Here is a 22,626-nt window from a genome sequence, read left to right on the forward strand (position 1 = left end):
GGGGGACGGCTCAGGGTCGCGCGAGCGCGTCGAGCCGGCGGACCGCCTCGTCGTACGTCGGGGGCAGGCCCTCGGACCAGCGGCGCAGCGGGTGCCGGGTCACGTCGGTCACCCGGCCCGCGCGGGTGCGGGCGGTCACACGGGCGTCGAGCACGACGAGCGCGTCGTCGGGCCGCTCGTCCGCGGGAGAGAGGACGACGAACGCGCCGCCACCCAGCGACGCCATCGGGCGGGCGGGGCCGAACGCGTCGAGCAGCGCCGCTCCGACGGCGGCCGAGCGTGCCGCGCGTGTGAAGGGGTCGGGGACGCCCGCGGCGACGTCGACGACGAGCAGGCGGTCGGTCGCCGCGGGGTAGCACTCCGCGAGCCGGATCCGGAGGTACTCCGCCGACGGGAGCCCCGACTCGGGGTCGCGGCCCCACGGGACGCCGACGGGCGCTGCCTGCGCGTCGGCCCAGCCGGTGCACAGCGCGCGCACTACTGGCAGCGGCGGCTCCCCGGCGCCGGTGGTGCGGTAGAGGCAGCCGAGGTCGTCGATCGCCTCCGCGACACCGACCCCCGCGTCCCCGCGCGCGGAGCCGAGGCGGGCGGCCGCCGCGACGGCGTCGTCGTGGAGCAGGATCGCGACGGCGAGCTCGTCGACGGCCGGGTGGTACCAGTCGGACGGGCGCCGCCACACGGACGCCACGGACTCGTCGCGCCACCGCTCGAGGAGGCCGGTCGACTCGAGCAGCGCGGCGGACGGAGGCGGGAACGGTGTCGGGAGCACGGGCGGCATCTCGGCTGTCACGCCCCATGAGAGGAGGGTCGGTGCAGGTCGTGACGCCGGTGCGCGGCTTTTCACCCGCTCGGCCCAGCGTGCGGGCGTGCGCTCGGGGATAACGCCCGGTCCGTCCTGTATGTCACCCTGGGAAGGCTCGCGCGGCGATCGCGCGCGCCCAGACGGCCGGGAGACGAGCAGACGTGGACGCAGCCACCGTCGCGCGGAGCGACGCGGAGCTGATCTCCGCCGTGCGCGCGGGCGACGTCGCCGCCTTCACCGAGCTGTACGAGCGGCACGCCGCCGCCGCGACCGCGGTCGCCCGCCGGTACACCGACGACGCGGCGGACGCCGACGACGTGACCGCCGACGCCTTCACCGCGGTGCTCGGCGCCCTGCAGCGCGGCAACGGCCCCGACGAGGCGTTCCGCGCCTACCTGTTCACCGTGGTCCGGCGCACCGCGACGACGCGGCGCGAGGGGCTCCGCAAGGTCCGCCCGACGGACGACCTGGCGACCCTCGAGGCCGGGACCGCGCTCGCCGGGACCGCGGAGGAGCCCGCGCTCGCCGGGTTCGAGCGGGGCGTGGTCGCGCGGGCCTTCCACTCGCTGCCCGAGCGCTGGCAGGCGGTGCTGTGGCACACCGAGGTCGAGGGGCTGCCGCCCGCCGAGATCGCACCGCTGCTCGGGCTGACCGCGAACGGCGTCGCCGCGCTCGCGTACCGCGCGCGCGAGGGGCTGCGCCAGGCCTACCTCCAGCAGCACCTGAACGACCCGCTGGACCCCGGGTGCCAGGCGGTCGCGTCCTCGCTGGGCGCGTACGTGCGCGGCGGCCTGGGCGCGCGGGAGAACCGCAAGGTCGAGGCGCACCTCGAGGAGTGCGGCGAGTGCCGCGCGCTGGTGCTCGAGCTCGGCGACGTGAACCACGGCATGCGGGCGGTCATCGCGCCGCTGGTGCTCGGCCTCGTCGGGCTCGGGGCGATCGCGAAGCTGCTTCCGCTCGCGGGCGCCGCGGGAGCCGCCGGTGCCGCGGGTGCGGCGGCCGGGGGCGCCGGCGCCTCGGGCGGCGGCACGGGCAGCGGCTCAGGTAGCGGGGCCGGCGGCGGTGCGGCGAGCGGGGGCACGGCCGGTGCAGGTGCCGCCGGTGCCGCGGGGACCGGGACGACGGTCGGGACGGCTGTCGGCGCGGCCGGGGGAGCCGGGTCGGGCGTGGCCTCGGCGGGCGGCGTCGCCGCGTTCCTCGCGAGCATCCCCGCCGCCGCGGTGGCCGCAGCCGCGGGCGTGATCGTCGTCGCGGCGGTCGCCGTCGCCGTCGCGCTCGGCCTGACGAGCCCGGGCCAGGACCCCGAGGCGGACCCGGTGCCGTTCAGCACCACGACCGACGACGCCGGCCCGTCCTCGGCGCCCACCGACGGGAGCGGCCCGACGCCGTCCGCGCCCGGCACGGCCGACCCGACGAGCACCCCGATCGGTGTCCCGACGGACGACGCGAACGGTCCGGTGGGCGTGGGCGACCCGGACGGCGCGCCCACGGACGACCCCACCGACGCCCCGAGCGGCTCGCCCACGGACGCCCCGACCGGCGGGCCCACCGGTGAACCGACCCCCGAGCCCACGACCGACCCGACCACCGAGCCGACGACCGAGCCCACCACCGAACCCACGACCGAGCCGACGACCCAGCCCACCGCTGAGCCGACGAGCGAGCCCACCACTGAGCCGACGACCGAGCCGACGCCGCCGCCGGCCGATCCCGACGTCGTCGTCGACGTGCCGCCGGACGGACTGGTGCTGGCGGGCGGCGCGGCGGGCCAGGAGCTCTCTCTCGCGCTGCGCAACGAGGGCGACCTCGCGGCGGTCGACCTGGTGGCGGAGCTCGCGGTGCCCGAGGGGGTGTCGATCGACGCGCAGAGCGTCGCGGTCGAGCTCGAGGCGGCCCCGCTCTTCGCCCCCGCGCGCATCGCGCCGCGGACGCCCATGAGCCCCGGCGCGGGTGCGGGTGGGCGATCCGACACGGGCACGAACGCGGGAACAGGCGCGGGAACAGAGGCGGGAACAGAGCCGGACGCTGCCGCGGGCACGTTGTGGCAGCCCCGATGGACCCTGCCGCCGCGCGCGCAGGCGGCGGCCGGCGACTGGTCCTGCGCGGTGCCGGACGCGCGCCACGCGCGGTGCCTGCTCGACCGCCTGCCCGGCGGCGCGACGGCGCGGCTGTCGGTCAGCGTGAGCGTCGACGAGTCGTTCGCCGACGAGGCCGCGGACGTGCGCCTCACGGTGCACGGCGACGAGGTGGTCTACGAGCCGCCGCCCATCCACGTCGGCGTGACGCCGTCGCCCGCACGGCTCGCGCTCGACCGCGACCAGCCCGGCCTCGACCTGGTCGCGGGGCGCGAGCGCACCGCGACGTTCCTGCTCCGCAACGCGGGCCGGTCCGCCGCGCCGGAGATGACCGCGGCGCTGACCCTGCCGCCCGGCGTGCGCTGGACGGGCACCCAGGCGGCCCCGTGGACGTGCCGGACCGGCGAGGGCGCGCTGGTGTGCGTCACGGGTCGCGTCGAGGCCGGCGCGCCCGTGCCGCTGACGGTCGGGCTCGCCGCAGTCGCTGGGCTCTCGGGTCGCGTGGACATCGGCACGTCGCTCGCCCCGAGCCGTGCGCCCTACTCGTCGAGCCCCGACGTCGCCGCGCGCGTCTGGCAGCCGGCCACGCTCGTCGTGACCGGCGCGGCGCGGCTCGACGTCGCCGGCGGCAGGACGTCCTCGCTCGCCCTCGACGTCGCCAACACCGGGGAGCTCGACGCCGCGCGCGCGGTGGTCACGGCGCGCCTCCCGGTCGGGCTGCACCTGGCGCCGGCGGCCACCGCGGGCGACTGGGAGTGCACCGAGGCTGAGGACGGCGCGGTCACCTGCGTCGGGCCGGCCCTCGCCGCCGGCGCGAGCAGCGGCCTCGCGCTGAGCGTGCGGGCGGAGCCGGGCGTCGTCGGACCGGCCGGCGGCGTCGTCGTCGAGGCGACGGCGCCGGACGCGGACCCCGGCACGCTGCAGGTGCCCGTCCTGGGCGCCGCCCCGGTGCTCACGGTCGACCAGGCGGCGGTCGGGCTCCAGGCGGACGACACCGGTGAGGTGGTCTTCTCCGTGGGCGTGACGGGCGGCGAGGAGTCGGCGGACGCCGCGGAGGTCGCCGCGCGCGTGGACCTGCCCGAGAACCTCGTGGTCGGCACCCTCCCCGACGGCTGCGCGGCCGACGGCGCCGACGTGGTGTGCCGGTGGGACCGGCTCGACGTGGGCGCGGCCGCGGAGGTGCTGCTGCCGGTGCGGTCGCGGTGGAGCGCGACGTCGCTCGTGACGATCACGGCCACGGCGGCCGGGGCCGACGAGGTGGTCGCGCGGACGCGGGTGCCCGCGCGGTCCGGCGACCTCGCGCAGCGGTTCGAGACGGCGACCGGCGGCTGGGACGTCACCGAGGCGGGTGCGCCGGTGCTGTCGTGCGACCCCCGGCTCGCAGCCTGCGTCCGCGCGCTGCGGGGCGAGGCGGACAACAACAGCCAGGCCATGCTCCCGCTGGACGAGGCGCCGCCCGCCGCAGGGACGCCGCGCGCGAAGGTCGCGGTCTCGTCGAGCACCACGGTCATGGTGCCGCAGGGCCGGGAGATCGCGTTCGCGGGGCTGTACTGGTCGGCGGTGCGGGGCCCGGCGGACACGTGGAGCGCCGGGCTGGACGGTGCGCTGCTGCGCGGGCCGGGCGGCGGGTACGTCGCGGTCACGGGCGAGCACACCGAGCGCGCCGACGCGAGCGGGCGCCGGTACTACACGGCGTTCGCCGACGTGACCGAGCGGGTCCGGGCGCAGGGCGCGGGCACCTGGTCCGTCGCGGACGTGGCGGTGAGCGCCGGTCGCACGGACAAGGACCCCACCTACTACGGCGGCTGGTCGCTCGTCGTCGTCTACTCCGCTCCCGGTGACGCGCGCGTGTCGGTCTACGACGGCGGGCTGTGGGTCGGCACCGCGTCGCCGCCCCCGGCGTTCCGGTTCGCCGCGCCCGCGGGCTCCCGGGCGCGGCTGGGCGTCGTCGGCTGGGAGGGCGACCGCGGGCTCTCGGGCGACCAGCTGCGCCTCGGCGGGCTGTGCCGCGCCGGGACCACCGCGCTCACACCGCTGCGCGCGGACGGCTCCGCGGGCTCGTCGGGCAACGCGTTCGACTCCTCGGCGAGCGGCTGGCGCACGTCGTCGTCGCTCGGCGTGGACGCCAAGGGCTTCCTCCCGACGAGCCTGCCGTGCGACGTCAACGAGCTCACCCCGAGCACCACGGGCGACCAGTACATGGTCGGCGCGATCACGCTGCGCGCCGAGACGGCTCCCGCGACGGCCGGCTGACGGTCCCGGGCGTCAGTCCGCGGGCTCGAGCACCGCGGCGACGGCGGCCGCGACCGGCACGGCACCCGACGTGAGCTCGAGCGTGAGCCCGGCGGTGGCCGGCTCCTGGAGCAGCGCGAGCAGCACGTCGGCGACGTCGGCACGGGGCACGTCGGTCTCCGCGTGCTCGTCGGCCTCGCGCGACAGCGGGCGGATCTCGAGCCGCACCGCGCCGGTCGCCGGCTCGTCCGTGAGCCGGCCCGGGCGGAGCACCGTCCAGTCGAGCGGCCGCTGGCGCAGGTCCTCCTCGCTGGCGGCCTTGGCCCGCAGGTAGGCCGCGAAGACGTCGTCGGTGCCGTCCGCGGGCTCGTCGTCGACGCCCATCGCGGAGACCAGCACGTAGCGCCGGACGCCGGCGGACTCCGCCGCGTCCGCGAGGAGCTGCGCGGCGCCCCGGTCGACCGTGTCCTTGCGGGCGAGGCCGGAGCCCGGCCCGGCGCCCGCGGCGAACACCACCGCGTCCGCGCCCGTGATCGCGTCCGCGACGTCCTGGACGTTGCAGCGCTCGAGGTCGAGCACGGTGGGCTCGGCACCGTCGCGCGTCACGTCGTCGACCTGGTCGAGCGAGCGGATCAGCGCGACCGGGACGTCCCCGCGCGCCGCGAGCGCGCGCGTGAGGTGACGCGCGACCTTGCCGTGTCCGCCAGCCACCGCGATCCGCATGGCGCCCACGGTAGGCACGGGCCGCCGGTCCGGCGACCGCTCGCGCGTCCGCGCAGGTCAGACCACGCCGTAGAGGCGGTCGCCCGCGTCGCCCAGGCCGGGGACGATGTACGCCCGCTCGTCCAGGCGCTCGTCGACGGCCGCGACCACGACCTGCACGTCCGCGCGGTCGCCGACGAACTCCTCGACCACGCGCAGGCCCTCGGGCGCCGCGAGCAGGCAGACCGCCGTGACGTCGTGCGCTCCGCGCTGGAGCAGGTAGTCGATCGCCGCCACCAGCGTGCCGCCGGTCGCGAGCATCGGGTCCAGCAGGAAGCACTGCCGGCCGGAGAGGTCCTCGGGGAGCCGGTTGGCGTAGGTGATCGCCTCGAGCGTCTCCTCGTCGCGCTGCATCCCCAGGAAGCCGACCTCCGCGGACGGCAGCAGGCGCGTCATCCCGTCGAGCATGCCCAGGCCGGCGCGCAGGATCGGCACGACGAGCGGGCGCGGCTGGGCCAGCTTGGTGCCGGTGGTCACCGCGACCGGGGTCGTGATCTCGACCTCGCGGGTCCGGACGTCACGCGTCGCCTCGTACGCCAGGAGCGTGACGAGCTCGTCCACCAGGAGCCGGAACGTGGCCGACGGCGTGGCGGCGTCCCGCAGGACCGTGAGCTTGTGGGCGACGAGCGGGTGGTCCGCAACATGCAGGCGCATGTTCGCAGGCTACCCGCCGCGCGGCCCGCCGGACGGGCACGAGGTCCGCCCCCGTGCCGTGACGTCGCGCCGGAGCGGAGGGTGGCGCGGCGCGGGTGGTGCGGGGTGGGGGATTATGGCGCGCATGGCGTCGCGTCGGGTCCCCGTGGGTGAGCGGGAGCTGTGGGCGATGGGCGCGGCGCTCGACGAGGCGCGCGCGGCGCTGGCGACCGGCGACGTGCCGGTCGGCGCGGTCGTCCTGGGGCCCGAGGGCACGCTCGTCGGACGCGGGCGGAACGTGCGCGAGGCGGACGGCGACCCGACGGGGCACGCCGAGGTGCGCGCGCTGCGCGAGGCCGCCGAGCGGCTGGGGCGGTGGCGGCTCGACGACTGCACGCTGGTCGTGACGCTCGAGCCGTGCCTGATGTGCGCGGGCGCGACCGTCCTGGCGCGCGTGCCGCGGCTGGTGCTGGGCGCGTGGGACCCGAAGGCGGGCGCGTGCGGGTCGCAGTGGGACGTGGTCCGGGACCGGCGCGTGAACCACCGCGTCGAGGTGCTCGGCGGCGTGCGCGAGGAGGAGTGCGGCGCGGTGCTGCGCGAGTTCTTCGCGGACCACCGCGAGGCGTAGCTCAGGGCAGCGCGAGGCGTAGCTCAAGGCAGGAGGACGGCGAGCCCGGTGCGGCACTCGTCGAGGAAGTGCTGGTACAGGTCGGGCCGGCGGTCCAGGGCCCACCGCGGGACGTCGAGCAGCTGCAGCACGGCGAGCTGCACCAGGACGCGCTCGGTGGCGCGGTCCAGCGGCGCGCCGGCAGCCGCAGCGGCCTCGGCCAGGTCCGCCTCCGCGACCTCGCGCCGGACGCGCGCGAGGACCAGGACGTGGCGCAGGTCCGTCCACGGGCTCGGCCCGGTCGACGCGTTGCCCCAGTCCAGCAGCACGGGCGGGCCGCCCGCGGCGGGTGCGACGAGGTGGCGCGGCGCCAGGTCGCCGTGCGTGAGCCCGTAGGTCAGCCGCGTCGTCGCGAGCTCGTCGACGAGGGCGCGCAGCCCGGCCTGCTGGTGCGCGGCGTACGCGCCGTCCCGCAGGAGCGGGTCGTCGTCGGTCAGCGCCTGCCGGTTGTGTGCGACGTGCTGCGCCCAGGCGCGCGGGACGTCCCGGCCGAACCGCGTGAACAGGCCGTCCGGTGCGTCGTCGAGCGCCACGTCGGCCAGGCGGCGCGCGTACTCGCCCAGCGCCGACCACGGCCGCGCGACGGGTCCGCCGTCGTCCGGTGCGTGCTCGTGCACCATGACGGCGCGGTCCCCGACGAGCCCGACGTGCACGACACGGGGTGCCGGGACGCCGGCCCGCGCCGCCGCGGTCGCGGCCCATGACTCCTCGGCGAACTGCGCGGGCCACCGGTCGCCGAGCGGCGAGCGGACGACCCAGTCGAACCGCGTGCCGTCCGTCTGCACGCCGCGGACCCGCAGGACCCGGTTCATCGCACCCCCGCCCAGCACCGCGACCGAGCCGACCGCGCAGCCCAGCGGCTCGATTACGGCCCGCGCGAGCGTCACGTCGGCCGCGGTCACCTCGTCGGACCGCACCTCGTCGGGCTGCTGTTCGTCGGGCGCGGTCACGCGGGGTGCGGCAGGTCGGGGAGGGACTCGGCGAGCGCGGTGAGGGTCGGCGACGTCCCGGCGTCGAGCGTCAGGGTGGCGTGCCTGTCGCCGCGCGTCGCCCCGCGGTTGACGATCACGACAGGCTTGCCGGTCTGCGCGGCGTGCCGCACGAAGCGGAGCCCGGACTGCACCGTGAGCGACGAGCCGGCGACCAGCAGCGCGTCGCCGGCGTCGACCATCGCGTACGCCCGCTCCACACGCTCGCGCGGCACGGTCTCCCCGAAGTACACGATGTCCGGCTTGAGCATCCCGCCGCACACGTCGCAGTCGGCGACGACGAAGTGGCTGGTCCGCTCGATCACCGCGTCCGCGTCCGGCGCGATCTCCACGTCCCCGACCGTCCCGACCGACTCGACGAAGCCGGGGTTGAGCGCGTCCAGCCGGTCCGCGAGGTCGGCGCGCGGCACCACCGTGCCGCAGCTGAGGCAGACCACGCGGTCGTACCGCCCGTGCAGGTCGATGACGTGGTGCGAGCCCGCGGCCTCGTGCAGCAGGTCGACGTTCTGCGTGATGAGGCCCCCGACGACCCCGCGGTGCTCGAGCGCCGCGAGCGCCCGGTGGCCGGCGTTGGGCAGCGTGCGGTGCACGTGCCGCCAGCCGACGTGGTTGCGGGCCCAGTAGTGGCGCCGGAACGCCGCGTCACCGACGAACTGCTGGAACGTCATCGGCGTGCGCGGCGGCGAGTCCGGGCCCCGGTAGTCGGGGATGCCGGAGTCCGTCGAGACGCCCGCACCGGTCAGCACCGCAAGCCGGTGCCCGGCCAGCAGGGCGACCACGTCCGCCAGCGTCCCGGCGGTCAGGGGTGCGGCGGTCGGTGCGGCGTCGCTCACCTGTCCACGGTACGTCCGGCCCGGTCGCGAGGTGCGTCCGCGGCCCGGATTCGGAGCACGGCCCCCGAGCGGGTACCCTTCTGCACCGAGGTAGCGTGTCCGAGCGGCCTAAGGAGCACGCCTCGAAAGCGTGTGTGGGTGAAAGTCCACCGTGGGTTCAAATCCCACCGCTACCGCCAAGGGGTACTGACAACACTCAGTGCCTTGAAGTGACAGAACCCCTCGCGGGGGCCCGGACGGGCGTCCTGCGGGGGGTTCCGTCGTCCCTCGGGTGCTCGATCGGGCCGTTGCGGTTCGTCCGTGCGGGCTTTCGCGCACCGCAGCGGCACACGGCGGTGCACGGGCGCGACAACTGGCCCATCGGCCTCGAGCCGTGGGCTACCGAAGGGTGCTGGCGTTGACGCCGGTCAGACTGCGGGGGCGGGCTCAGCGACGCGGGTGGTTCGTCGTCGAGGGGACCTCCGTACCCCGCCATGGCGCGATAGCGCGAGCAGGAGGTCGTCGGTCTGGTAACCAGGGCCCCGGTCCACTTGCGAGGCTGACGAGGCGGATCCAGCCCCGCTGAACACGTTCACCGTCGCGTGCCTTCAGGTTGCCGAAGATCCCCTCGAAGGCCTTGCGGCGGCAGTGGTCTGCGATCCAGGCGTCGGAGCCCCAGCGGTGCCTGACGCAGGCGCGGCCGCCGTGCTCAGCTGCTACGGATGCCTGGGTTGGGTGGTCAGGCGAGAGTGAAAGAGCCGACCGGGAAGCCGAACCCGAGCATGGCCTCGGTCGTGAAGGCGACGACGATCTCATCGGCGGGGACGAACAGTGTGCCATCCTCGTTCGGCATGCCGGCGACTAACCAGACTGGGCCTGCGGCGAAGTCGAGCCGTAGCGCCGTGGGCACCCTGGCGCCCTCGGCGAACCTGATCGTCGAGCCCATCAGCTCCCAGTGGGTCGCCACGGCAGTCACTGGTTGGCCCGCGCGTGAGCGCCATTGGGCGTGGTCGGTGACAGACCAGCTCTCGGGCGCGTGCTCGCCCTGCTGGAGGAACGAGGTCATCGGGTCGGGAAAGACCTCCACGCCGTAGTCAGAGAAGGTGTTCGTCCACAGCACCGAGAAGGGCCCTGCGCTGGTCTGCAGACCCACGCCCATGACGGCGTGGTGCCAGTGGCCGTAGTCCCACTCGCGTGGCTCGGGGCTGAAGTTGTAGATATCCCAGTACTCGACGGCATCGACCCGGAGCCCGACCAAGGAGGCCGTCTTCCGGTCGAAGTCTTCCCACGCGCTCACAGCGCGAATAGTGCCCTACGCCATGTGCGGGCGTTGCCCCTTTAACGCTCCGCACTGCTTTGTCGTTCGTCCGTCCCATGACCTTGGTGTCTGCGTCGAGCAAGTCGACCGCGAGCGTCTCCTGCGAGACCCGGGCGGTGAGGCCGCCATTGTCCGGCCGAGTGGCACCTTCTGCCCGACCACGACGATGACGCCTGTAGCGGAGGCGCGCCGTTGCACGGTGACCGGCTCGAGCGCGCCCCTGGACGCCGCGGGCCTGCCGGCACGGCCTGCTGGAGTCAGTACTGCTCGCCCGGGGCCACCGGGTTGCCCCCGTGCGCAGGACGAATCTGGTGGTCGGGTCGAACGCAATCACCATGTGCTCCGTGTCTGAGATCCTCGCGAGCCGCCGGATGGGGGTGTGGATCGAGGACGACGCGCCCCCTTGTCGAGACGTCCCGAGACAGGACAGCGCGCTCCGCCCGACGCTCGCGAGAGCTCTTCTTCCTGAATCAACCGCGCGGCTCCGCCTTCTCCACTCCGCGATGGGCTACGTCCACCGCTCACCCCGGCCTTCGACAGCTGGTGTGCTCCGCTCTCGGTCCGATGCCTCCGAATGGGTTGACCTCATTGCTCCCGAAGGGCAGAGGTGCCACTCTTCCGCGGTGATGACGCTCGAAGACCGCAAGGCCGGCTTCTGGTGGCAGGTGGGCCGGCCATGTCGAGCCGTCGGCCGCGGCGTCCGCCGCGTCTGGAGCGTCCTCGACTTCCTCGAGTTCCTTGGTCTGATCGCTCGTGGCGTCGCCCGGATGCTCCGCAGAATGGCCAGCCTGTTCGACGACTGGTTCTGACATCCCGACTCGGCCGACAGGGCACGGCATGGGGGTCCGAGACTGCGCCGCAACCACAGACGCGGTCGAGAGCATTCGAGAGCGTCCGCCCAGGTCAGATCCCGGATCACCCAAGCCAGCCAACCCCTCGAGGACTTGAGCTCAAGCCCACCCGCTACCGCCATTCGAAGCACGCGGATCTCCGCGCCCGGGGCCCTTCGCCGTCTCCGCGGCTTCCGCCTGTCGCCCGACGAGCCACCAGGCGGGTTGCGGGTGGAGAAGCTCCCGCCTGGCGCAACGTTCTCCACCCGTTCGTGGCGGACGGTGCGGCGCGCGTCGGCACCGGCGCCTGCGGCGGCTCGGGCAGGATGTCGGCGCGCGGGCGGTCCGCGCCGAGCGCGGGACGAAGGAGCCCCATGAGCCAGACGCAACCAGGGTGGTACGACGACGGCAGCGGCACCGGGACCCAGCGGTGGTGGGACGGCAGCGCGTGGACCGACCGGACCCAGCCCGCGCCGCCCGGTGGTGGCGGGATCAGCGGGGCGATCGACCGGATCCAGGCGGAGGCGGTCGCGGGCGGCCAGCCGCGGCCGGCGCCGCAGGGCATGAGCTACGTCGTGCTGCAGGTGGTCCTCAAGGAGAAGTTCTGGGGCACCGGCTCGGGGAACCTCACGGAGCTCGAGCGGGCCATCAACGCGCAGGCGGCGCTCGGGTACCGGCTGCACACCATCAGCACCGCGGCGGCGGGCAGCAAGGGCCTCGGCGGGGGCGACCGCATCCAGGCGACCATGGTCTTCGAGCGCATCGTCTGACCCGCGGTCACCAGGTGCGGGAGCGCGCGCACCCCTAGCATCGCCGCGTGGATCACGCGTCGACGGTGGACTGGGTCGTGTTCGTGCTGGTCGTGGGCGCGCGGCTCGTGGTGCCGCTGCTCATCGGGCGGTTCCCGCTGCCGGCGATCCTGGCGGCGCTCGTCGTCGACGGCGTGGACAAGTCGCTGTTCGAGGCGTTCACGGACCTGGACCTGGAGAACTACCAGTCCTACGACAAGGCGCTGGACGTCTACTACCTCGCGGTCGCGTACCTGGCGGTGCTGCGCAACTGGCGCGACCGGTTCTCGGTCGGCGTGGTCGCGGCGCTCTGGTACTACCGGCTGGTCGGGGTGCTGGCGTTCGAGCTGACCGACGCGCGCTGGCTGCTGGTGGTGTTCCCCAACACGTTCGAGTACGTCGTCATCGCGATCGAGGTGGTGCGCACCCGGTGGGACCAGCGCCGGATGTCGGGGGCGGCGGTGCTGGGCCTGGCGGCGGTGATCTGGGTGGTGGTGAAGCTGCCGCAGGAGTGGTGGATCCACGTGGCGCAGCGCGACGTCACCGACGAGCTCGGGAAGCGGCCGTGGGTCGGCGTCCTGCTCGTCGTGCTGGGCGTGACGGCGGCCGTCGTCGTGCGGCGGCTGTGGTCGCGCCTGCCGCGGCCGGACTGGCGGTTCACGCTCGACGCCGACGAGGTCTCGCGCCGCACCGCCACGCGTGACCGTGACCTGGCCCCGCGGCCCACGCCGCGGCCGGGGCCGCGTGCCGCGGCGGTGACGCGCTGGGCGGTGGGGGAGAAGGTCGTCCTCGTCGGGCTGGTGACCACGATCCTGGTCTCCTCCTACCCGCGCATCGACGCGCGCTGGTGGGCGGCCTGGGCGGTGGTCGCCGGGACCGTCCTGGTGCACGCCGCGCTGCAGGGGTGGCGGCTGCGCTCGGGCCACCACGGTCCGACGAGGCTCGGTCCGCAGCTCGCCGCCAACACGCTGATCAGCCTCGTGGCGATCGTGGCGCTGACCGCGCTGGTCTCGGGCGGCAGGTCGGCCGACGTCCCGCTGGTCGACGCCGTGCTCATCGCCTGGGTGGTCGCGCTGGTCACGACCCTGTACGACCGGTGGGTGCCTTCCGCGTGGACGGACGGGCCGACGAGCGACGGGCCGATGGGCCCGCGCCCGGACCGGCGCGAGGAGCCGCCCGTCGCTGTGACGCTGCCGCCGGCCGCGGGGTAGCGGCCGGGCTCAGGCGACCGAGGCCGCGCCGCGCTTGAGGACGTGCATGCGGCGCAGCGCGTCGGCGACGAGCGCGTCAGGGCCGTCGGTCGCGGGGTGGGACGCCTCGACGACGAGCCGCACCGGCCGGTCGTCGCCGCGCTGCGGGGCCAGCGCGCGGGCGAGGTCCTGATCGAGGCGCGCGACGTGCGCCGCGAGGCGGTCCGGGGTCGCGCCGGTGACCAGCGTGACGGCCATGAACTCGTCCGAGCCCGTGCGGCCGACGAGGGTGCCGGTGGGCAGCGCGCCGGACAGGCGGCCCGCGAGGCGGACCAGGAAGTCGTCGCCGGCCGCGGCGCCGTGCGTGGCGTTCAGCGCGCCGAACCCGTCGACGTCGACCACGACGAGCAGCAGCCGACGGCCGGGCTCGCGGGTCATGGGCCACCAGGTCCCGAGCGTGTGCCGGACCAGCTCCCGGCCGGGCAGCCGCGTCAGGGGGTCGTGCAGCGAGCGCGCGGACAGCGACGCGACCAGGGACAGCACCAGGTCTGCGGTCGCGACGGACGCCCACGTGGCGGACCGGACCACGACGTCGTCGTAGCGCGCCGCGCCCTGGCGCTCCATGGCGAGGGCCGCGGCCTCGACGACGCCCGTCCCCGCGTCGACGACCAGGGGCGCGAAGTCGGCGACCTCGACCACGGGCCGGCGGGACAGCACCGCACGGCCGAACCCGAGCCGGCCGGTCTGCGCGTCGGCGAAGCGGGTGCGCGTGAGCAGCCCGATGCGCTCGTCGTCGCCCTGCACCCCCAGGCAGGAGACGTGCGGCGACCGGAACAGCAGCTCCACCTCGCTCATCGGCGTCTGCGGCTCGACCACGGCGAGGTCGACCGCGAGGTCGGCCACCAGCCGGTGCACGCCTCCGGCCGCCCGTGCGGCTCTGACCAGCATGTCCACGTCGTTCGACACCCGGGCATCCTGCCCCGCGCCGGCATGGCCGTGGTCGGATGAATCGGTTGAACCGGTCGTCGGGAGGAAGTGTTCACCGACTCGTCGCCTGCACGTCGTCCGACGGCAGCAGGACCGCGTCTCCACCCCAGGACGGTGGTGGCGTGGCGCGTCGGCCCGGAGGATCGGACGCATGACAGCAGCAGCACGCCCCCGGCGGGGCTGGGTCGGCCTCGGGTTCGCGGCGGTGCTCGCGGGGCTCGTCGCCGCGCTCCTCCTGGCGACCCCCGTGCCCGTCGCCGCGATCGAGGTCGACGGCTACCTCACGCCCGACGTGGGTGTCCTGCGGCCGTTCCTCGCCCTGGTCGTGGGCGTCGTCGTCGTGGGCGCCGTGCTCCTGGCGGCACGCGCGCCCGTCCTGGCCACGCTCGTCGCGCTCGCGCCGTTCGTGCTGCTGCCGTGGTCCGGCGCCTTCCTGTGGGGCTGGCTGGCCGCGCTCGTGGCGGTGACCCTGGTCGCTGCCCTGCGCGGGTGGCGGCACGCCGTCGTGCCGTGGTGCGTCACCGTCGGGGTCGTCGCCGTGTACTGCGGCACCGAGGCCGTGGCCTACCTGCCGATCGGCGCGGTGACGTCCGGCACGGGCCAGGAGTTCGAGGGCGTCGTCTTCGCGCTCTACGTCCTGTGGATCACCGGGCTGACCGTCGCGGCCGGCGCCGTGGGCGCACGCCGGGACGCGCGCGCCCTGGAGCAGCGTGCGCGGGGTCGGGAGGAGCGGGCGCTCGTGACGGACACGCTGGCGCGCGAGCGGGCGCGCATGGCGCGGGACCTGCACGACGTGGTGGCCCACCACGTCTCGCTCATCGCCGTCCGTGCGGAGAGCGCGCCCTTCCAGCACCCGGACCTCGACGACGACGCGCGCGCCGTGCTGGCCGCCGTGGCGGCGGACGCGCGGTCCGCCCTGGGCGAGCTCCGGGAGGCGCTCGCCGTCCTGCAGCGAACGGAGGCGCCGCCCGACGAGGCCGACGAGGCCGGCCGGACCGCGCAGGTCAGCCGCCGGCCGCAGCCGACCGCGGCCGACGTCGATGCCCTGGTCGACGAGGCGCGCGGCGCCGGTCAGCAGGTGCGCGTCACCGGCGAGTGGGCCGACGTGCCCGACGCCGCCGGCTACGTGCTCTACCGCGCCACGCAGGAGGCGCTGACGAACGCGCGCCGGCACGCGCCGGGCAGCGTCGTCGACCTGCAGCGGCTGCAGCACGGCGACCAGGTGGGGGTGCGCGTCTCGAACCCGTCCGCGGGAGGCGTGCGGACGGTGCGCCGCGGCCGCGGGCTCGTCGGGATGCAGGAGCGCGTCGACGCGGTCGGCGGGACGCTGCTCGTCGGGCCGACGGCCGACGCGTTCGTCGTCGAGGTGCGCCTCCCGGACGGGACGCGCCGGCGGGACCGCGCGGGCCGGCCGGCGGGGGTGCGCGCGTGACGCGCGTCGTCGTGGCCGACGACCAGGCCGTGGTGCGCGCGGGCTTCGCGGCGATCCTCGACGCGGCGCCGGACCTGGAGGTCGTGGGCGCCGCCGCCGACGGGCGCGAGCTGGTCGACCTCGTCGCGGCGCAGCAGCCCGACGTCGCGGTGGTCGACGTGCGCATGCCCGTGCTCGACGGCATCGAGGCGACGCGCCTGCTCGTCGCCCACCACCCGGCGACGCGCGTGCTGGTCCTGACGACGTTCGACCTCGACGAGTACGTGTACGACGCGCTGCGTGCCGGGGCGTCGGGCTTCCTGCTCAAGGACGTCCCCGCGTCGCGGCTGGTCGAGTCGGTGCGGCTGGTGGCGGACGGCTCGATGCTGCTCGGGCCGACCGTGACACGGCGGCTGGTCGAGGACTTCGCCGGACGCCCGGCGGCGGACCGCCCGGACGGCGCGGCCGCCATCGCGCTGGCGACGCTCACCCCGCGCGAGACCGAGGTGGTCGCCGCGGTCGCCCGCGGCCTGTCGAACGCGGAGGTCGGCGCCGAGCTCTTCATCACCGAGCCGACGGTCAAGTCGCACGTGTCCGAGGCGCTGCGCAAGCTCGGCTGCCGCGACCGCGTGCAGCTGGTGATCGCCGCGTACGAGGCCGGGCTCGTCCGGCCGGCCGCGGGGGGCGGCACAGGGTGAGCACGATCGTGCTGGTGCTGGTCGCGACGGGGCTGCTCATGAGCGTCGTCGGGTCCTTCGCGCCGGTGTTCGTGGCCGAGGCGTACGTGGTCGCGGTCGCGGTGGCGCAGCCCGTCGGCGTCGCGCTCGCGGTGGCGGCCGCGGTGGTCGTCGGGCAGACGCTGGGCAAGCTCGTCGTCCTGGTCTGCGCCCGGGCGGCGCCGCCCGCCGACGGGGCGGGACGGCGGGCGTGGCTCGACCGGCTGCGGGCGCGGACGGAGCGGTGGCGCGCCGCCCGGGCGGGCTCCGGACCGGCGCGGGCCGGCGGCTGGCTGCGGCGGCACGTGGCGTCGGTCGACCGGTGGACGGTCGACGCGATGGCGCGGCCGCGGGCGCCGCTGGTCGTCGCGGTGAGCGGCGCGGTCGGGCTGCCGCCGCTGCTCGTCGTGACCGTCTACGCGGGCCGGTCGACCATGCCGACCTCGTGGTTCGCCGCGGCCTGCGCCGCGGGGCGGGGCGCGCGGATGCTCACGCTCGCGCTGGTCCCGGGCCTCGCGGGCGGGCTCGCGTTCCTCTGACGACCATCGCCGAAGCCCCCCGACCAGCTCTGCCGGCCAGTTCTGCCGGCCGGCTCTGCCGGCCAGTCCTGCCGGCCGGCTCTGCCGATCAGCCGGACCCGGTGACCGTCACCCGGACGTCCTCGGCGGGTGCGACGCGCACGGTCGCCGGGCCCGCCGCGGCGTCCGCCGGGACCGTCACCGCGATCCGGAAGGTCCCCGCGTCGGGGTCCGCGTCGACGGACGCGAGCACGGTGCGGCGTCCGTCCTGCAGCCACACCACCTCGAGCGTCGTCATCGCGACCGGGGTCCGCGCCGCGGACGCCGCGTCGTCGGCCGCGGTGCCCGCGTCGTCGCAGCCGTGCAGGAACGCGGTCCCGACGACGTCGACGGCCTGGCCGGCCTCGACCGTCCGCCTGCTGAGCTCCACCTGCGGTGCCTCGCAGGACGCGGCAGCGCCGGCCGCGTCGGCGTCCGCGGCGCCGTCCGACGACGACGAGCACGCGCCGACGAGCGTCGCCGTCACGAGCAGCGCGAGCACGCCGGACGCGGCGCGGCGGTGTCGGTGCATGGTTCCCCCTTGTCGGACCGATCCTGACATCCGGGCGGCGACGCCGCGTCGCGGCGCCGTCACGATCGGGTATCGGCGCGGTGACGGCGCGCTCCGGGTCGCGCGTCGCGGGAACCGGGGTGATCGTGGGTCGATGCCACTGACTGCAGTCGTCCTCGTCGGGACGCTCACCCCGTCCCCCCAGCCCTCCAGCAGCGAGCTGCTCGGCCGTCAGGTCCTCGAGGCCCTCGGCGAGCACGGTGTCACCGGTGAGGTGGTGCGGCTCGTCGACCACGACGTCAAGCCCGGTGTCCAGACGGACATGGGCGACGGCGACGCCTGGCCCGCGATCCGCGACCGGGTGCTCGCCGCCGACATCCTGGTGCTCGCGACGCCGATCTGGCTGGGCCAGCCGTCGTCGGTCACCAAGCGTGCGCTCGAGCGCCTGGACGCCGAGCTCTCGGAGACCGACGACGAGGGGCGCCTGCTCACGTACGGGAAGGTCGCGGCCGTCGCCGTCGTCGGCAACGAGGACGGCGCGCACCACACGAGCGCCGAGCTGTTCCAGGCGCTGAACGACGTCGGGTTCACGATCCCGGCCGCGGCGGTCACGTACTGGGTGGGCGAGGCCATGGGCTCGACCGACTACCAGGACCTCGACGAGACCCCCGAGGCCACCGCGGGCACCACCGCGACCCTCGCGCGCAACACGGCGCACCTCGCCGCGCTCCTGCAGCGCGAGCAGTACCCCGCCGGCTGACCCCGGCCCGCCTCAGGCGGGGTCGGGGGTGAGCGTGTACTTGGTCTGCAGGTACTCGTGGATGCCCTCGGCCCCGCCCTCGCGGCCCAGGCCGGACTGCTTCCAGCCGCCGAACGGTGCGGCCGCGTTGGACACGACGCCGACGTTCAGACCCATCATCCCGGTCTCGAGCCGGTCGATCATGCGCTGCCCGCGGGCGAGGTCCCGCGTGTAGACGTAGGAGACCAGGCCGTACTCGGTGTCGTTGGCGAGCCGGACGGCCTCGTCCTCGTCGTCGAACGGCACGATCGCCAGGACGGGGCCGAAGATCTCCTCGCGCAGGATGCTCGAGCCGGCCTGCACGTCCGAGAGCACGGTCGCGGCGTAGTAGGTGCCGGGGCCCTCCAGCCGGGTGCCACCCGTGCGCAGCGTCGCGCCGCGCTCCACGGCGTCGGTGACGAGCGCGTCGGCCTTGTCCACCGCGCGGTCGTCGATGAGCGGGCCGATCGTCACGCCCTCCTGCGTGCCGCGCCCGGTCCGGAGCTCCTCGACGCGCGCGGTGACGCGCCGCGCGAACTCGTCGGCCACGGACCGGTGCACCAGGAAGCGGTTGGCCGCCGTGCACGCCTGGCCGATGTTGCGGAACTTGGCGGCCATCGCGCCGTCGACCGCCCGGTCCAGGTCGGCGTCGTCGAACACCACGAACGGCGCGTTCCCGCCGAGCTCCATCGACGTGCGCAGCACGCCGCCCGCGGCCTGCTCGAGCAGCGCCCGGCCCACCGGGGTGGACCCCGTGAAGGACAGCTTGCGCAGGCGCGGGTCCCGGATGATCGCCTCGGAGACCGGGCCGGTGTCCTTCGTCGTCACGACGTTCAGGACCCCGTCCGGGAGGCCCGCGTCCAGCAGGACCTGGGCGAGCAGGAGCGTCGTCAGCGGGGTGAGCGAGGCCGGCTTCACGACGACCGTGCAGCCCGCCGCGAGCGCGGGCGCGATCTTGCGCGTGGCCATCGCCAGCGGGAAGTTCCACGGCGTGATGAGGAAGCACGGCCCCACCGGGTGCTGGCTGACGATCATCCGTCCGGTGCCCTCGGGGTTGGGGCCGTAGCGTCCCTGCACGCGCGGCGCCTCCTCGGAGAACCAGCGCAGGAACTCGCTGCCGTAGCCCACCTCGCCGCGAGACTCCGCGAGCGGCTTGCCCATCTCGATCGTCATGAGGAGCGCGACGTCCTCCCGCAGCTCCTGGAGGCGGTCGAACGCGCGGCGCAGGATCTCGCCGCGCTCGCGGGCGGGGGTGGCGGCCCACGCGGGACCGGCCGCGCACGCGGCGTCGAGTGCGGCGAGGCCGTCGGCGACGGTCGCGGACGCGATCTCCTTCACGACGTCACCGTTCGACGGGTCGCGCACCGCGAGCGTCGCGCCGTCCGCCGCCGGACGCCAGCGCCCCCCGATCAGCAGCCCGTCGGGCACGCCCGCCAGCAGCGCGCTCTCCCGCTCGTCGGTCTCGCTGTCGTCGGTCGCTCGCGCGTCGGTCGCTCGCTCGTCGGTCATCGCGGACTCCTTCGTCTCGATCGGCTCCGGCGATCGTACGTCGGGACATACCGCTCGGTCGGTCGAGCGGGGTACGGGACGCCGGTGGCGCCGTCGCCCGACGCCCCTGGTCCGACGAGCGGTCCGCGCCCCGGTCGCGGGACGGCGGGTCTGCGGTGAGGGTGGACGGAGGTTGAGCCACCAGCCCGTCTCCGCGCGGAGGCACCACGTACGAGCACCGAAGGAGGACGCGCATGCGCGCCGTCGTCTACGAAGGAACCCGCTCGATCGTCGTGAAGGACGTCCCGGACGCCCGCATCGAGGAGCCCACGGACGCCGTCATCCGGCTGACCACCACCAACATCTGCGGGTCCGACCTGCACATGTACGAGGGGCGCACGGCGGTGGAGGAGGGGACCGTCTTCGGGCACGAGAACATGGGCGTGGTCGAGGAGGTCGGCCCGGCGGTCACGCGGGTCAAGGTCGGCGACCGCGTGAGCGTGCCGTTCAACATCGCGTGCGGCACGTGCCGGAGCTGCACCAGCGGGTGGACGTCGTTCTGCCTGCGGATGAACCCGACGCCGGAGATGGCGGGCGCGGCGTACGGGTACGCCAACATGGGTCCGTACCGCGGCGGCCAGGCCGAGTACCTGCGGGTCCCGTTCGCGGACGTCAACCTGCTCGAGCTGCCCCTGGGCGACGAGCACGAGGACGACTTCACGATGCTCTCCGACATCTTCCCGACGGGCTGGCACGGCACCGCGCTGGCCGGGCTCGCGCCGGGCGACGACGTCGCGGTGTTCGGCGCCGGACCGGTCGGCCTGATGGCCGCGCACGCGGCGATGATCCAGGGTGCCGCGCGCGTCTTCGTCGTCGACCAGCAGCCGGACCGGCTGCGCCTCGCGGAGCAGATCGGCGCGCAGCCGGTCGACTTCTCGGCGGGCGACCCGGTCGAGCAGATCATGGACGCGACGCAGGGCCGCGGCACGGACTGCGGCGTCGAGGCCGTCGGCTACCAGGCGCACGACCACGGCGGTGACGAGCACCCGGAGCTGGTGCTCGACAACCTCGTCCAGGTGGTGCGGCCGACGGGCGGGATCGGCGTCGTCGGCGTCTACGTGCCGCAGGACCCGGGCGCGGCCGACGAGGGCGCCAAGGAAGGGCGCGTCGGGTTCGACTACGGCACGTTCTTCACCAAGGGCCAGCGCATGGGCACCGGGCAGGCGCCCGTCGCGCGGTACAACCGCCAGCTCCGGGACCTGATCGTGGCCGGGCGCGCGACGCCTTCCTTCATCGTGTCCCACCACCTCGGTCTCGAGGACGCCCCGGAGGCGTACGCGAAGTTCGACGCGCGCGAGGACGGGTGGACCAAGGTGCTGCTGCGGCCCCACGGCTGAGCCCCGCGGACGACCCCCGCGGTGCCCCGGCCGTCCGGGGCGGACGGCCGGGGCGCCCCGAGGGTCGGGCGGGTCAGTCGGCGGCGAGGGCGAGCTCGCGGTCGAGGTCCTCCGGGTCGAGACCCGTGCCGGGCCCGGCGTCCGCCGCGCGTGCGGCGGGTCGCCGGACGAGCATCGCGAGCAGGACCACGGTGAAGGCGATCAGCCCGGCCCCGACGAGGAACGCCCGCTCGGCGCCCACGACGAAGGCGTGCTGCGCGACCTGCGCGGCCGTGCCGGCGACCGGCTCGGCGGCCCGCGCCGCGGACTGGGCGATCGTGACGAGCACCGCGAGCCCGAGCGCGCCGCCGATCTGCTGGGCGGCGTTGACCAGCCCGGACGCCGCCCCCGCGTCGCGCGGGTCGACGCCCTGCAGGCCGGCGGCGGTGAGCGGCACGAACGCGAGGCCGTTGCCCATGCCGAACAGCAGGAGGCTCAGCAGCACCTGCGGGTAGGTCGAGTCGGCGGTCAGCCGGGACAGGAGCAGCAGCGCGACGGTCGTGACGGACAGCCCCACGACCATGAGCGAACGCGTGCCGACCCGGCCCATGGCGCGCGCGCTGACCTGCGAGAACACCAGCAGCATCACGGTGATGGGCAGGAACGCGACGCCCGTGGCGAGCGGTGAGTAGCCCAGCACGTCCTGCAGGAACTGCGTGAGGAAGAAGAAGAGCCCGGTCATCGCGGCCATGAGGAGCAGGCGGCCCGCCAGCGCCGCGGTCCGGGTCCGGTCGGCGAACAGCCGCAGCGGGGTGATGGGTGACGAGGCGCGCAGCTCGACCAGCACGAAGGCCGTCAGGAGCAGCCCGCCGACGACGAACGCGCCGACGGTCTGCGGGTCCGACCAGCCGTCCTCGGCGGCGCGCACGAAGCCGTACACGAGCCCGGTCATGCCGACGGTCGAGGTGAACGCGCCGGCCAGGTCGAACCGGCCGGTGTGGCGCGGGGTCTCGACGAGCACGGCACGGGCGAGCAGCACCAGGCCGATCCCGATCGGCACGTTCACGAACATGACCCAGCGCCAGGAGACCCACTGCGTGAGCATGCCGCCGGCGATCAGGCCGAGCGCCGAGCCGCCGATCGAGACGGCGGAGAAGTAGCCGAGCGCCCGCGCGCGCTCGCGGCCCTCGGGGAAGCGGCCCATGAGCAGGGCCAGCGCCGAGGGGGCGGCGAACGCGGCCCCGACCCCCTGCGCCGCGCGGGCCAGGAGGAGCGTGCTCGTCGTGCCGGCGAACCCGCCGACGAGCGAGGCGAGCGTGAACAGCGCGATGCCGGCGACGAGGACGCGCCGACGGCCGAGGAGGTCGCCCGCACGGGCGCCCAGGAGCAGGAGCCCGCCGAACGCGAGCGTGTAGGCGTTGAGGACCCAGGACAGGCCGGTGGGCGTGAAGCCGAGGGCGCGCTGCATGTCCGGCAGCGCGACGTTCACGATGGTGGTGTCGAGCACCAGCATCAGCTGGGTGGTGAGGATGGCGGCCAGCACGAGGACGGGCGAGGCCGTCCGGAGGCTGGGGGACGCGGGCGCAGTCATGCGGACCTCCGCGGGGTTAGGATGAGAGGGAAGCGGAAGATGCCTCCGGTTAGAACTATACGGAGGCTGCCTCCGGTTACGCAAGGGCGTCCCGGATCCCGCTCGACAAGAGG

20 protein-coding genes and 1 tRNA gene are annotated in these 22,626 nt (G+C 75.4%); 11 read left to right on the top strand and 10 right to left on the bottom strand.

All coding sequences use genetic code 11. From position 1 onward, the window contains the following. Positions 1-10 precede the first annotated feature (10 nt). Positions 11-778: a hypothetical protein gene (locus KIN34_RS06095; RefSeq protein WP_214351846.1), complete on the bottom strand. Its 768-nt coding sequence runs from the start codon at positions 776-778 to the stop codon at positions 11-13. Positions 779-963: 185 nt separating this feature from the next. On the opposite strand from KIN34_RS06095, the gene KIN34_RS06100 reads away from it, so the two are divergent. Next, positions 964-5,130 carry a sigma-70 family RNA polymerase sigma factor gene (locus KIN34_RS06100; RefSeq protein ID WP_214348106.1) on the top strand — a complete coding sequence of 1,389 codons (4,167 nt, stop codon included), beginning with the start codon at positions 964-966 and terminating at the stop codon, positions 5,128-5,130. Between the two features lie 12 nt (positions 5,131-5,142). On the opposite strand, the gene KIN34_RS06105 is transcribed toward KIN34_RS06100, so the two are convergent. Both KIN34_RS06105 and upp read right to left on the bottom strand, forming a co-directional pair. Further along, on the bottom strand, positions 5,143-5,832 hold the full coding sequence (locus KIN34_RS06105; RefSeq protein ID WP_214348108.1) for an SDR family oxidoreductase: 690 nt from the start codon (positions 5,830-5,832) through the stop codon (positions 5,143-5,145). A 57-nt stretch (positions 5,833-5,889) separates the two neighbouring features. After that, positions 5,890-6,525, bottom strand: a complete 636-nt coding sequence (upp, locus tag KIN34_RS06110) for a uracil phosphoribosyltransferase (protein ID WP_214348111.1) — start codon at positions 6,523-6,525, stop codon at positions 5,890-5,892. 124 nt (positions 6,526-6,649) lie between these two features. On the opposite strand from upp, the gene KIN34_RS06115 reads away from it, so the two are divergent. Next, positions 6,650-7,132, top strand: a complete 483-nt coding sequence (locus KIN34_RS06115) for a nucleoside deaminase (RefSeq protein ID WP_372449529.1) — start codon at positions 6,650-6,652, stop codon at positions 7,130-7,132. Between the two features lie 23 nt (positions 7,133-7,155). Here KIN34_RS06115 and KIN34_RS06120 read toward each other — a convergent pair whose 3' ends face one another. Both KIN34_RS06120 and KIN34_RS06125 read right to left on the bottom strand, forming a co-directional pair. Next, a complete protein-coding gene (locus tag KIN34_RS06120; protein WP_214348115.1) occupies positions 7,156-8,121 on the bottom strand; it encodes a phosphotransferase family protein in 966 nt (321 codons plus the stop codon). After that, positions 8,118-8,993 carry an NAD-dependent protein deacetylase gene (locus KIN34_RS06125; RefSeq protein WP_214348118.1) on the bottom strand — a complete coding sequence of 292 codons (876 nt, stop codon included), beginning with the start codon at positions 8,991-8,993 and terminating at the stop codon, positions 8,118-8,120. The genes KIN34_RS06120 and KIN34_RS06125 overlap by 4 nt, the downstream gene beginning before the upstream one ends. An 89-nt stretch (positions 8,994-9,082) precedes the next feature. Here KIN34_RS06125 and KIN34_RS06130 point away from each other — a divergent pair. Further along, a tRNA-Ser gene (locus tag KIN34_RS06130) sits at positions 9,083-9,172 on the top strand. Between the two features lie 539 nt (positions 9,173-9,711). On the opposite strand, the gene KIN34_RS06135 is transcribed toward KIN34_RS06130, so the two are convergent. Continuing rightward, positions 9,712-10,269: a hypothetical protein gene (locus KIN34_RS06135; RefSeq protein WP_214348122.1), complete on the bottom strand. Its 558-nt coding sequence runs from the start codon at positions 10,267-10,269 to the stop codon at positions 9,712-9,714. Between the two features lie 644 nt (positions 10,270-10,913). On the opposite strand from KIN34_RS06135, the gene KIN34_RS06140 reads away from it, so the two are divergent. From KIN34_RS06140 to KIN34_RS06150, 3 genes are all read left to right on the top strand, one after another. Continuing rightward, positions 10,914-11,099, top strand: a complete 186-nt coding sequence (locus tag KIN34_RS06140; RefSeq protein WP_214348125.1) for a hypothetical protein — start codon at positions 10,914-10,916, stop codon at positions 11,097-11,099. Positions 11,100-11,494: 395 nt separating this feature from the next. After that, positions 11,495-11,890, top strand: coding sequence for a DUF2510 domain-containing protein (locus KIN34_RS06145; protein ID WP_214348129.1), 396 nt, complete (start codon positions 11,495-11,497; stop codon positions 11,888-11,890). Between the two features lie 47 nt (positions 11,891-11,937). Further along, positions 11,938-13,119, top strand: coding sequence for a hypothetical protein (locus KIN34_RS06150; protein ID WP_214348132.1), 1,182 nt, complete (start codon positions 11,938-11,940; stop codon positions 13,117-13,119). Between the two features lie 9 nt (positions 13,120-13,128). On the opposite strand, the gene KIN34_RS17325 is transcribed toward KIN34_RS06150, so the two are convergent. Further along, a complete protein-coding gene (locus tag KIN34_RS17325; protein ID WP_214348134.1) occupies positions 13,129-14,064 on the bottom strand; it encodes a GGDEF domain-containing protein in 936 nt (311 codons plus the stop codon). A gap of 172 nt (positions 14,065-14,236) precedes the next feature. On the opposite strand from KIN34_RS17325, the gene KIN34_RS06160 reads away from it, so the two are divergent. The 3 genes from KIN34_RS06160 to KIN34_RS06170 are packed head-to-tail and all read left to right on the top strand — an operon-like array spanning position 14,237 to position 16,751. Next, a complete protein-coding gene (locus tag KIN34_RS06160; protein ID WP_214348137.1) occupies positions 14,237-15,517 on the top strand; it encodes a sensor histidine kinase in 1,281 nt (426 codons plus the stop codon). Continuing rightward, positions 15,514-16,194 carry a response regulator transcription factor gene (locus tag KIN34_RS06165; RefSeq protein WP_214348140.1) on the top strand — a complete coding sequence of 227 codons (681 nt, stop codon included), beginning with the start codon at positions 15,514-15,516 and terminating at the stop codon, positions 16,192-16,194. Before KIN34_RS06160 ends, KIN34_RS06165 begins: the two co-directional genes overlap by 4 nt. Further along, a complete protein-coding gene (locus KIN34_RS06170) occupies positions 16,191-16,751 on the top strand; it encodes a hypothetical protein (protein ID WP_214348142.1) in 561 nt (186 codons plus the stop codon). Before KIN34_RS06165 ends, KIN34_RS06170 begins: the two co-directional genes overlap by 4 nt. A gap of 88 nt (positions 16,752-16,839) precedes the next feature. Here KIN34_RS06170 and KIN34_RS06175 read toward each other — a convergent pair whose 3' ends face one another. Further along, positions 16,840-17,301, bottom strand: a complete 462-nt coding sequence (locus KIN34_RS06175) for a hypothetical protein (RefSeq protein ID WP_214348144.1) — start codon at positions 17,299-17,301, stop codon at positions 16,840-16,842. 133 nt (positions 17,302-17,434) lie between these two features. Here KIN34_RS06175 and KIN34_RS06180 point away from each other — a divergent pair, with 133 nt between their 5' ends. Beyond that, the gene (locus KIN34_RS06180) at positions 17,435-18,040 is read left to right on the top strand and encodes a flavodoxin family protein (protein WP_214348147.1); all 606 of its coding nucleotides are present in this window, start codon (positions 17,435-17,437) and stop codon (positions 18,038-18,040) included. 12 nt (positions 18,041-18,052) lie between these two features. Here KIN34_RS06180 and KIN34_RS06185 read toward each other — a convergent pair whose 3' ends face one another. Further along, the gene (locus KIN34_RS06185; RefSeq protein ID WP_214348151.1) at positions 18,053-19,567 is read right to left on the bottom strand and encodes an NAD-dependent succinate-semialdehyde dehydrogenase; all 1,515 of its coding nucleotides are present in this window, start codon (positions 19,565-19,567) and stop codon (positions 18,053-18,055) included. A 233-nt stretch (positions 19,568-19,800) separates the two neighbouring features. On the opposite strand from KIN34_RS06185, the gene KIN34_RS06190 reads away from it, so the two are divergent. Continuing rightward, positions 19,801-20,943, top strand: coding sequence for a glutathione-independent formaldehyde dehydrogenase (locus tag KIN34_RS06190; RefSeq protein ID WP_214348154.1), 1,143 nt, complete (start codon positions 19,801-19,803; stop codon positions 20,941-20,943). A gap of 73 nt (positions 20,944-21,016) precedes the next feature. Here the strand turns inward: KIN34_RS06190 and KIN34_RS06195 are convergent, their stop codons facing one another. Beyond that, positions 21,017-22,513 carry an MFS transporter gene (locus KIN34_RS06195; protein ID WP_214348157.1) on the bottom strand — a complete coding sequence of 499 codons (1,497 nt, stop codon included), beginning with the start codon at positions 22,511-22,513 and terminating at the stop codon, positions 21,017-21,019. Between the last annotated feature and the right edge of the window lie 113 nt (positions 22,514-22,626).

Source organism: Cellulomonas fulva, assembly GCF_018531375.1.
GTDB lineage: Bacteria > Actinomycetota > Actinomycetes > Actinomycetales > Cellulomonadaceae > Cellulomonas > Cellulomonas fulva.

Bases quoted from the DNA above. Each gene is read 5' to 3' on its own strand.
- KIN34_RS06095 (WP_214351846.1), bottom strand. From the start codon at position 778: ATGCCGCCCGTGCTCCCGACACCGTTCCCGCCTCCGTCCGCCGCGCTG.
- KIN34_RS06105 (WP_214348108.1), bottom strand. From the start codon at position 5,832: ATGCGGATCGCGGTGGCTGGCGGACACGGCAAGGTCGCGCGTCACCTC.
- upp (WP_214348111.1), bottom strand. From the start codon at position 6,525: ATGCGCCTGCATGTTGCGGACCACCCGCTCGTCGCCCACAAGCTCACG.
- KIN34_RS06115 (WP_372449529.1), top strand. From the start codon at position 6,650: ATGGCGTCGCGTCGGGTCCCCGTGGGTGAGCGGGAGCTGTGGGCGATG.
- KIN34_RS06145 (WP_214348129.1), top strand. From the start codon at position 11,495: ATGAGCCAGACGCAACCAGGGTGGTACGACGACGGCAGCGGCACCGGG.
- KIN34_RS06160 (WP_214348137.1), top strand. From the start codon at position 14,237: ATGACAGCAGCAGCACGCCCCCGGCGGGGCTGGGTCGGCCTCGGGTTC.
- KIN34_RS06175 (WP_214348144.1), bottom strand. From the start codon at position 17,301: ATGCACCGACACCGCCGCGCCGCGTCCGGCGTGCTCGCGCTGCTCGTG.
- KIN34_RS06180 (WP_214348147.1), top strand. From the start codon at position 17,435: ATGCCACTGACTGCAGTCGTCCTCGTCGGGACGCTCACCCCGTCCCCC.
- KIN34_RS06185 (WP_214348151.1), bottom strand. From the start codon at position 19,567: ATGACCGACGAGCGAGCGACCGACGCGCGAGCGACCGACGACAGCGAG.
- KIN34_RS06190 (WP_214348154.1), top strand. From the start codon at position 19,801: ATGCGCGCCGTCGTCTACGAAGGAACCCGCTCGATCGTCGTGAAGGAC.
- KIN34_RS06195 (WP_214348157.1), bottom strand. From the start codon at position 22,513: ATGACTGCGCCCGCGTCCCCCAGCCTCCGGACGGCCTCGCCCGTCCTC.